We start from the raw sequence: 9,766 nt of genomic DNA on the forward strand, positions 1-9,766 counted from the left end.
GGATGGATGAGGGCGCATCTCGCTCTGTCTTTCTTAGTATCATAGATTAGACGGGTGTCGTAAGCAGACTGAGATAGAGAAGGTACGACTTACGGCATTGTTTCGTGTCGCCGGGTGAGCTGTGATCACTGTTAACAACACCGATGACGGCGGGTCGGGAGGGAGATTGCGAGGACCTTTTAGTCGGGCGGAATGCTACCCGCCCTTCATTGCGTGCGATTCCCTTAACGTGATCGGCTCAGCACTTCATAGAGCACATTCAAAGTCTCCTCGACCATGCGATCCGAGAGGAAGTTTCTCTCGGCGAAGCTTCGTGCCAGGGCCCTTCGCTTGTCTCGTTCTTGGTCCGGGAGGTCAATGGCAGCTGTCATGGCGGTCGCAAGGGCTCGGGGGTCACCCGGAGGAACCAGCCACCCCAAGGCAGCATCAGACCGTGCTCCCTCGGGTCTAAGCAGCTCCGGAATGCCGCCGACGTCAGACGCGACAACCGGCAGGCCGAGTAGCATGGCGTCGATAACGGAGCTGCCCAGCCCCTCCGCGAGCGAAGGAAACACGAAGATGTCGGAGGCGGCCAGCAGGTCCGGCACATCTTCTCGGAAGCCGGCCAAAGCAACGCGATCGGCCAGTCCGGCTTCGGCGATTTGCTCGGCGAGAGATTCCCGCAGCTCACCACCGCCCACGATGATGAGAAACGTGTTCACTTTCTCTCCCGCCACGCGGCGGAAAGCCTCAATCAAGACTGTGTGACCTTTCGCCGGCGCGAGTTTGCCCACGCTGATGAGATAGACGGGGCGGGGGGTATGGGCGGCCCGCGGTAGCAAACGCCGTAGCGATTCGAGACCTCGCGCGGGATTAGCTTGCCGGATCCGTTCGTACGACACACCGTCGTAGACCAGTCGCATCCGTTCGAAAGGCAGACCGGCGCTTTGACACACTCGCATAGCGGCGGACGAGGGACAGATGACAAGATCGCAAAATCGCCGATAGAGGAGCACGGATCGCAGTGGGAAAACCGTCCGCTTGGCTGCGATTCGGACGGCCTTCAGACCCAGGCAGGCCACCGTGCCCAAAAACGCGGCTTTGGCATCATTCCAATAAAGCACATGTGGCTGAAATCGTCGAATGGCTGAACGGACCTGCCACGCGGCGGCGGGCTTCCACGAACTGAACACCGCCCGTCTGATTTCCGCCGGCAGTGCCGTTTGTGCGAATCGCGAATCGCGAGGCGCCAGGAGCAGGACATCATGCCCGCGTTGAGCCAGGCCGCACGCCAACAGCTTCGCCTGTTGTTCGCCGCCGCCCCAGTCCCGCTGGGCGGATAAAACGGTAACCCGAAGCGGCATTCGCCGTTCGTGCGGAGATTCGCGATCGGAGTTGGTTGAACCGAATTCATCCATGCTTCGTTCTAGATTAGACGGCACTATTACTCGGGAGAATCAAGCTTGTTGCCGTCGCAGCGGCGTCAGCGCCACCAACGAGTGAGGAGATTGATCACAAGAGTCAACAACAAGCTCAACACTAAACAGGTGACCACGGGAAAATAGAACGTCCAACCGCGTCCATGTAGCACAATGTCGCCGGGCAAGCGACCGGCTCCGAAACCCAATACCCTGGCGATCAGGAGAAGCACGCTTAAGAGTATCAAAACAATCAGTATTCCGGCAAGCAAACGACCCACGAAGAGATTTTCGTTCATCGCCGGCTTCCCTTATTTCGCTCATAACAAATTGGCGAGAAAGCTTGTTTTGAAAACTACGTACACGTGATGTTCATCCGCGAGGCGAGCGACTCGGTCGCAAGTTCAGATTGAGCGGTCCTCGCCCATGTCCCAGGCCGGGTGCGCTGCGAATCGCATCCGTCACGAAGTCCTTAGCGGTTTCCACCGCATCGAGCATGGACATGCCGACGGCCAATCCTGCGGTGATGGCGGCCGAAAAGGCGCATCCGGAGCCGTGCGTGTGCGGCGTCCGAATCCGTTCGGTTCGCAAGAAGGTGCGATTTCCCTCCGTCCACAGCAGATCCGGGGCATCGGCGGCAATATCCGGGCCTTTGAGGAGGACGTAACGCGATCCAAACCGAGCTACGGCCTCGGCTGCGCGAATCATGCTTGGTTCGTCCAGGACGGCGATGCCGGTCAAAGCCTCCGCTTCGTAGGCGTTGGGCGTTGCCAGCAATGCCCTCGGTAGCAACCGTTTACGGACGGCCTCCAATCCGCGTTCGTCGATGAGACGATCGCGGCTCTTGCTCACGACAACCGGATCCACGATCAGCGGGAACGAAAAATGGGCGGCCCTTTCCGCGACCAAGTTCACGATCTCCCAGCTTCCCAAGGCCCCGGTCTTGGCTGCCGCCGGGGGGATGTCCTCCAGCACGGCCTCCAACTGCGCGGCGACGAAATCGGCCGAGCACGTCTGCACGTTGCGCACGCCGGCCGTATTCTGGACCGTCAGCAGCGTCACCACCGTCGTGCCGAACACGTCAAATTGTTGAAAGACTTTCAAATCGGCCTGAATGCCCGCGCCTCCGGAAGGATCCGATCCGGCGATCGACATGGCAACGGGAATCATGCGTTGTCTCCCTTCGGGTTGTGATTCGGCTGCTTCCATTCTCATTTTATCGCCACAACGGCTTGCTTGCCGCGTGCGGAAGTCGGCGCTAGGATGAAGTGTTGTGGTCAGTGAGGATCGGCATTGGGCGGGATTCGGCGAAACACGGGAGCAGCGAGACGTGATCCAGGCCCGCCGGTACTAAACCTTTCGCAAATGGTTGCACTGCACGCGAAAAAGGTTGGGCCATGCAGAACCGGAATTCGCCGTCTCAGGACGATCGTTTGCCGCCTGCCGTATTGCTTTACGAGAGAAAAGGTCTGTGGCATCTCGCCCTGCGCGCGCGGTGGAACGAGTCGTTCGCAAGTCGGGGCGATGCCCCGACGCCGGTCTGGATTCGTTTCGGCCGCATAGCCGAGGCGAGGTTGCTGGCTTCGGCTAGGCCGGGATCTTTCTTCGTAATCGAGGTAAGACGCGGCTGGGAATCGCATGTTGCGCGAGAATTGACATTTCTCCGCCGATGGCATCCGCGAACCAAGGCGGCCGTGGTATCACAACGGGCGAGAGAGCTGGAAGCCTTTTTTCGAGAAATCGGCGTTGCGGCGGTGGCGGATCGTGTCGATCATGCCGAACCGCTGGCGGCACTGATTTACAGCCATTTTCGATCTTTGGCCGGTGAGATGTTGAACCCTTGGGCCATGGCTTGGGATTCGATTCCATGGCGCGAGTTTTCGTACTCCAAGGGGAGCGAGTATCTCCGTCGGCGAGAATAACCTCAATCAAAGGAGAAATAGCGGAATGGCCACAGTCACGCGTGACGACGTGCTTCAAGCCTTAAAGGATTTCCGTGATCCCGAGACCGGGCGCGACGTGGTTCGCCTTAACCAGGTTTCCGACGTGACCGTGCAGGACGCCAAGGTTGACGTAACGCTAGGTTTGACGACGTTGTGTGCGCCGCTCTGGCCGGAATTGAAGCAGGAGGCCGAGAGGCTGCTGGCCGCCCGATTGCCGGCAGGGACCGACGTAAACGTGCGGATTGTTGAGCATCACCGTCCGGCCGAAAAGCTGGGGACGATCGGCCTGACCGCGAAGGCCGTCATAGCGGTAGGATCGGGAAAAGGCGGAGTTGGAAAGAGCACCGTGGCGACGGCCCTTGCGATAGGGCTATCGCGTTCCGGCGCTCACGTGGGCTTGATGGATGCCGACGTGTACGGTCCGAGCGTGCCGCATCTGCTGGGCACAACCGAGCGCCCGACGCTGCACGAGGGCAAGATTCAACCGATCTATGTGGACGGACTCCGTGTCATGTCGATGGGGTTCATCGTCCCCAAGGACGAGGCTGTAATTTGGCGCGGCCCCATGCTGCACGGAGCCGTGCAGCAGTTCCTCAAAGACACCGCCTGGGGCGAGTTGGATTACTTGATCGTCGATATGCCGCCGGGAACCGGAGACATCGCGCTCAGCCTTTCGCAACTGCTGCCGGTCAGCGGCGCGATCGTCGTATGCACGCCGCAGGAGTTGGCTCTGCTCGATGCCGTCAAGGCCGTGGCGATGTTTCGCAAGGTGAATATCGAAGTCCTGGGCATGGTGGAGAACATGAGCTGGTTCGTTTGTCCCGATTGCGGCTCCAAGCATGAGATTTTTGGGACGGGAGGTGCCAAGAAAAAAGCCGAGGATTTGGGGGTTCCGTTCCTGGGTGAGATCCCGCTCAATATGTCCTTGCGGATTCAGGGAGACATCGGCCGACTTTCCGAGTGCTTTTCGGATCCCGTCAGCGCTCCGGCCATGGAAGAGGTGTGCCGCAACTTGGTTCGCAACCTGGCGGCCAAGCGGCGATCCGAGCCGCCGTTGCCGTCGCTTTCGGTACTCGGCTGACCCGGCGCGGCATCCAATCTCGACTTCGGGCAGTCCGTAGTCGAAAGGGTGGAAACGCCGATGCCGTCGCGAATAAACGGCGATCCCGGCCGAAGAGGGGCTTGCCGGATCGGCACCGCATCTGGAGCGATCATTCCGATGCAATTCGCCCGGCGGGAGTCTCGGCTCTCAATTCATCGATCATGTCGCGGGCAGCCGCTTCGACGGCTTCCTGCCACCTTCCGGGACCGAAACGTTCATACTCGCGTCGACGGTAGGCGAAGATGATCGCCCGCGAGTTGTTGATGACGGCGCCCCGACCGCGCGGATCGAAGGCCGGTGCCACGTCGGCCGCCCCGGCGCCTTGGCTACCGTAGCCGGGCACCAAGAACCAAGTGTGCGGCATGGCCTCGCGCAATTCGGCAAGCTGCTCGCGATACGTGGCTCCGACCACGCCGCCGATGTCGCCGTACCCGCACTTACCCAAGCGTTGGGACGCCAGTCGCTCCACCAGCGCGGCCACGTGCCGATAAATCGGCTTTCCTTCCGCGATGAGGTCTTGAAAGAGCCGCCCACCGGGATTGGAGGTCTTGACAAGCACGAAGATCCCCGCACGACGCTCCCGGGCCGTTTCAACAAAAGGCTGGAGGGCATCATCGCCGAGGTACGGGTTGACGGTCAAGGCATCGCCGCCCCAAGCGCTGGACAGACCGGCACCTAACATCCCTTGGGCGTAGGCCAGGGCCGTGGAGCCGATGTCGCCTCGCTTGCCATCCAGGATGACCATCAGGCCGCTGCGATGAGCCTGTTGCACAAGATCCGCAAGGACGGACAAGCCGGCGGGCCCAACCTGCTCGAAAAATGCCATTTGGAATTTGACGGCCGGGACTAGGCCCGTTACCGCATCGAGGACGCCGCGACAGAAGACTTGCAGCGCACGAGCAGTTTTCCGGCAGTCCCAACCCTCCGAGCCTGGGGTGAATCCAGCGGATGGAGTAGGTAAAACGTTTTCCGGCAGCATGGGTAGGTGCGGGTCGATCCCCACTACGACCGGAGTGCCACGTCGCGCAACGGCCTGCTCCAAACGATCGATGAATGGATCCACGGCAACTTCCTGGATTGCGAGCAATCCCTTGAATCAATCAGCGGCGACGATGCCCACCGTCACGCCGCATTCTTTCACCGCAAGACGATCTGATGCGACTCCAAATAACGCAGGAATTCACTACGAAAGGCGTCGATTTCCTCCGCGGAAAGTGTATGATCCGACGCAGCCAAATGATACCGGAAGGTATAACTAGCCTTGCCGGGCGGCAGCCCCTTGCCTTTGAATCGGTACAAAAACTCGCGACGGGCGATCAAGAGGTGCTGAAAACGGTCGAGCACGGACTCCAGCTCGGCGAATCCCCGGGCTGCGTCCCAAAGGAGCGAGAAGTCTTGCCACGAGCCGGGATAGATGGGGATGGCGGTGAATTTTGCGGCGGGATGCACAACCATAGGCAAGGCTTCCAAATTCAGTTCGAACCAGGCGACCTGCCCCTCGGGAACCACCGTCTTCAAGATGTTGCCCGTCAGCATTCCGACGGCGCCGACCGGCCCGTCCGGGCCGTGGATGACAAGCCACCGGCCGCTTTGCTGCCACGGTGCAGCGACCGCTTGCGAAGGTTCGAATCGGAATGCCGTACCGGACACCGCTAGCGCCAAGTCTTCCAGAGCGCCTCGGACGCCGCGGACAAGCTCTTCCGAGTCGGCCCGGGAGGGCTGATAGGCGACGCCGGCCAAGAACGTGCGTTCCTGCCGCCCTTGCTCCTCGGCTCGAAAGACGCGGCCGATCTCGAACAGCCGAAAACTGTCGCGATGGGCACGATTGGGACGCACCAGTGCCAGTAGGTTCGGCACCAACGTCGTACGTAAACTTCCATGATGCTGGGCCGGGGGATTGCGTAAGCGCAGGCAATCCTGCGGCTGATATCCCAATTCGTCGAGCCAGCGCATGTCGAACCAAATATAGTTTTGCACTTCGATGAATTGATGAGCTCCCGCCAAGACTCGGCGGACCCTGTGCTCGCGTTGCAATCCCTCATTGACGGGCAGGTGGCCTAACGGGGCGATCGGAAGTCGCGGCTCGATTCGCCCATAGCCGTAGATACGGAGAATCTCCTCCACGATATCCGCGGGAATGGAAACGTCGCGTCGGCTGCGGTGGGGCGGTATGCCGATCTCCAACAAGTCCCGGCGGGGAGCCACTTGGAATCCCAGGCCGGTCAGGATTCTCTTTGCCTCATCGCGCGGTACCGTGATGCCGGCCATACGATCGACTTGAGCCCAATCCATGAGCAGCGGGCGATGTCCGGCGTCCGGATCGCCGGCTACGGTAAAGCGGCTGAGAGCCTGGAACGATTCGCCGGCTAGGGCGAGGCAGTGCAATATGCGGGCTGCCGCGGTGACGACGTTGGCCGGCGGCTGGCTCTTCTCGAACCGCTGAGCCGCCTCCGTGCGCAGGTCCAATCTTACGGAGGTTCGCCGCACGCGGTCGGCGCGAAAATTGGCGCTCTCCAGCAATACGTGTTGCGTCTCGCGGCTGACTTCGCTTTGGAGCCCTCCCATAATGCCTGCCAAAGCGACGGGCTCCTTCTCATTCCAAATCAGTAGATCGTCGGGCAAGATCCGCCGCTCTTGTCCGTCGAGGGTTCCGAAGACGCCGTCCTTTCCGAGCGACGCCACCCGAATCTTCCGTAATTTAGCGCCGTCAAAAGCGTGCGTCGGCTGAGCCAACTCCCACATGACGTAGTTGGTGACATCCACCGCCAGATTGAAAGTTCGTTGCCCCAAGGCGTGCAAGCGACGCTGCATCCACAGCGGCGAAGGAACCCCGGCGCGAAAGCGGAGGTCGATACAACCGTAGCACGGACAATCGTCGAACGACGCTACTTCCAAAGGATAGGCGGGCAACGATTCGAACTGGGAGAGATCATGGATCGGTAGCGGTTTGAGCGGGCGATCGAGGACGACGGCAATTTCTCGGGCAAAACCGTAGTGTCCCCATAAATCGGGCCGGTGTGTCAAACTCTTGTTGTCGATTTCGATCAGAACGTCTTCCGGCGGTATCAAGGTATCCAAAGGAGTACCGACAGGCATGCTTGCCGGTATCTCAAGAATCCCTTCGTGCCAGTGGCTCATCCCCAATTCGGCGGCCGAGCACAAGACTCCCTCACTGCGTCGGCCGGCTACGGTTTGCTCCGTGATGACCCCACCGGCCAAGGTTACCCCGGCGGGCGCAAAAGCCGACACCATGCCCACTGCCACGTTCGGCGCTCCGCACACGCTTTCGTAACACCGGGCCCCGCAATCGACCTGCACTCGCTTCAATCCGCCGGCGGGTTGACCCGCCATCGCCTCGCAGGCAGTCACTCGCCCCACCAACACGCCTTGCGTATGCCTTCGCAGGAAGTGGATATCCTCCACCTCGGCCGTGGCCAGAGTCAGTCGCTCGGCCAACTCCTGCGGCGAAACGCCCTCGAGGTCCACGAAATCGGAAATCCAATCCAGAGAAATCTTCACGGGAAACCTCTCCCAAACGGCGTAGTTCCAAAGCTTTCAATCTCGGTGCAATCCGGATCATCGGATCGACGCATCGCGAGGGCGACTTCGAGCGAACGCGTCGCGGCGACCGCTCACAACGACGAGAGGAGATTACATCGAGACGGGAAATTGTTCGTAAAACCGGATGTCTCCCGAATTGAATAGGCGGATGTCAGGGATGCCAAATTTCATCATCGCCATGCGGGTCAGCCCCATTCCGAATGCGAACCCGCTGAAAATGGACGTATCGACTCGCCCGAATTCCAAGACTCGGGGGTGAACCAATCCGCACGGGATCAATTCGATCCAGCCGCTTCGTTTGCATGTGGCGCAGCCCGCTCCGCCGCAAATCAAGCATTGGACGTCCAGTTCGAAGCCGGGCTCCACGAAGGGGAAAAAGCCGGGACGCAACCGAACCGTCACTTCCTTGTGGAAGACCGCGGACAGCAGCGTCTTCATGACGCCGATGAGGTGGGCTACGCTGATGTCTCGATCCACGAGAAGCCCTTCCAATTGGTAGAACGTGTTCTCGTGACTGGCGTCCATCGCCTCGTTGCGGAAGCATCGCCCGGGGAAGATCGCGCGGATCGGAGCTCCGAATTGTTCCAAGGCCCGCACTTGATTCGCCGATGTGTGAGTTCGCAGTAGGCGCCCATCTTCCAACCAAAAGGTGTCCTGCATGTCTCGTGCGGGGTGATCGGGGGGGATATTCAGAGCGTCGAAATTGTAATACTCCGTCTCGACTTCGTAGCCGGTAAGAACTCGGAACCCCATTCCCTGAAAGATGTCTTCGAGCTCCCGCTGAACCAACGAGATGGGATGCATCGCTCCAAGGCGCCTATCGGTACCGGGCAGCGAGAGGTCCGGCGCACCGGTCGCACCGCCCTGCGAGGCTTCGCCGCGCGACGCCTGCTCCATCGCCGCCCGAACGGCCTCCTCGGCCCGGCTCTTCAACGCATTGAGTCGTTGACCGAACGACTTCTTCTCATCCGGCGATAACTTGCTGAAGTCCGTATTCTTCGCCAGGAGCGTGATGAGGCCCTTCCGACCCAGGAACTTGATGCGGACCTGTTCGACCTCGGAAGGATTTTTCGCCTGACGAAGCTCCGCCTCTAGCTGTTGCCAAATGTCTTCCACGCCGTACCCCCCAACGTAATGGATCACGCGGGCATCGAGGAAACCCACCCATCCGCCGAAACGGATAGCATTGGGCTCCGGTCGCACGAAATCTGCGCTTTTTGCAAACGATCAATGTAACGCAGCGGCTCCAGCTTGAGTATCCCGCACTCGAGCAGCCGCCGGAAGCTGCAAGCAGATTACGGGACGGACACTACTCAGGGCGGATTTGATACCACCCATGATAGCGTACTACCAAATGCTTACGGCCGGTACTTCACCTTCGTCGTGCATCTTCCGCCTATTTGCCCCTTTCGCCTCAGCCCACAAATCCGGGGAACTCCGCAAAACCTGCTTGCGTCTAACCGCTGAATAAGGAGAAATTGCGCGCACGGGCGTTCTCCGCTGGCCGCCTGTCGGGAATGCCCGGCTTCGCTGGAGTCAAGCAGACCATCTTGATCAAGCATCTTGGCCGCGTGACGGATAAACCGATCGGGATATTCAATCGGGGAAAATGGATAATCTGCGAAGTCTGGCGTTGATTTTTCTCCAATTCCCAATTTCAATGGGTACTAACGGATTTTTCGACCGCGGGGTTAGTCGCTTCCTCCATCTCTCTGCAATTCTGCCGTTCGTTTACGCCTGAGGGGGATCCATTCGATGAGGCT

At 59.9% G+C, this 9,766-nt stretch carries 8 protein-coding genes; 2 read left to right on the forward strand and 6 right to left on the reverse strand.

Going from position 1 to position 9,766, the window contains the following annotated elements; translation table 11 throughout:
- Positions 1-224 precede the first annotated feature (224 nt).
- The 3 genes from ACZ5B4_RS05375 to thiD all read right to left on the reverse strand — a co-directional run bounded on the left by ACZ5B4_RS05375 (position 225) and on the right by thiD (position 2,567).
- Entirely contained in the window at positions 225-1,343 is a 1,119-nt protein-coding gene (locus tag ACZ5B4_RS05375) for a glycosyltransferase (RefSeq protein ID WP_464913405.1), read from the reverse strand.
- Between the two features lie 119 nt (positions 1,344-1,462).
- Positions 1,463-1,696: a DUF2905 family protein gene (locus ACZ5B4_RS05380; RefSeq protein ID WP_464913406.1), complete on the reverse strand. Its 234-nt coding sequence runs from the start codon at positions 1,694-1,696 to the stop codon at positions 1,463-1,465.
- Positions 1,697-1,769: 73 nt separating this feature from the next.
- Positions 1,770-2,567 (reverse strand): bifunctional hydroxymethylpyrimidine kinase/phosphomethylpyrimidine kinase, encoded by a 798-nt coding sequence (thiD, locus tag ACZ5B4_RS05385; protein WP_464913407.1) that lies wholly within the window; start codon positions 2,565-2,567, stop codon positions 1,770-1,772.
- Positions 2,568-2,794: 227 nt separating this feature from the next.
- Here thiD and ACZ5B4_RS05390 point away from each other — a divergent pair, with 227 nt between their 5' ends.
- Both ACZ5B4_RS05390 and ACZ5B4_RS05395 read left to right on the forward strand, forming a co-directional pair.
- Entirely contained in the window at positions 2,795-3,319 is a 525-nt protein-coding gene (locus tag ACZ5B4_RS05390; protein ID WP_464913408.1) for a hypothetical protein, read from the forward strand.
- Between the two features lie 25 nt (positions 3,320-3,344).
- Positions 3,345-4,421 carry an Mrp/NBP35 family ATP-binding protein gene (locus ACZ5B4_RS05395; RefSeq protein ID WP_464913409.1) on the forward strand — a complete coding sequence of 359 codons (1,077 nt, stop codon included), beginning with the start codon at positions 3,345-3,347 and terminating at the stop codon, positions 4,419-4,421.
- 130 nt (positions 4,422-4,551) lie between these two features.
- Here the strand turns inward: ACZ5B4_RS05395 and pyrF are convergent, their stop codons facing one another.
- The 3 genes from pyrF to pheS form a co-directional block, all read right to left on the reverse strand.
- Positions 4,552-5,505, reverse strand: coding sequence for an orotidine-5'-phosphate decarboxylase (gene pyrF, locus ACZ5B4_RS05400; protein ID WP_464913410.1), 954 nt, complete (start codon positions 5,503-5,505; stop codon positions 4,552-4,554).
- A 74-nt stretch (positions 5,506-5,579) separates the two neighbouring features.
- The gene (gene pheT, locus ACZ5B4_RS05405; RefSeq protein ID WP_464913411.1) at positions 5,580-7,961 is read right to left on the reverse strand and encodes a phenylalanine--tRNA ligase subunit beta; all 2,382 of its coding nucleotides are present in this window, start codon (positions 7,959-7,961) and stop codon (positions 5,580-5,582) included.
- A 132-nt stretch (positions 7,962-8,093) separates the two neighbouring features.
- Positions 8,094-9,146, reverse strand: coding sequence for a phenylalanine--tRNA ligase subunit alpha (gene pheS / locus ACZ5B4_RS05410; protein ID WP_464913412.1), 1,053 nt, complete (start codon positions 9,144-9,146; stop codon positions 8,094-8,096).
- Positions 9,147-9,766: the final 620 nt, after the last annotated feature.

The sequence above is a fragment of the Thermogutta hypogea genome, assembly GCF_055386265.1.

Excerpts from the sequence above, each read along its gene's own strand:
- ACZ5B4_RS05395 (WP_464913409.1), top strand. The coding sequence starts at position 3,345 with ATGGCCACAGTCACGCGTGACGACGTGCTTCAAGCCTTAAAGGATTTC.
- ACZ5B4_RS05375 (WP_464913405.1), bottom strand. The coding sequence starts at position 1,343 with ATGCCGCTTCGGGTTACCGTTTTATCCGCCCAGCGGGACTGGGGCGGC.
- ACZ5B4_RS05390 (WP_464913408.1), top strand. The coding sequence starts at position 2,795 with ATGCAGAACCGGAATTCGCCGTCTCAGGACGATCGTTTGCCGCCTGCC.
- ACZ5B4_RS05380 (WP_464913406.1), bottom strand. The coding sequence starts at position 1,696 with ATGAACGAAAATCTCTTCGTGGGTCGTTTGCTTGCCGGAATACTGATT.
- thiD (WP_464913407.1), bottom strand. The coding sequence starts at position 2,567 with ATGATTCCCGTTGCCATGTCGATCGCCGGATCGGATCCTTCCGGAGGC.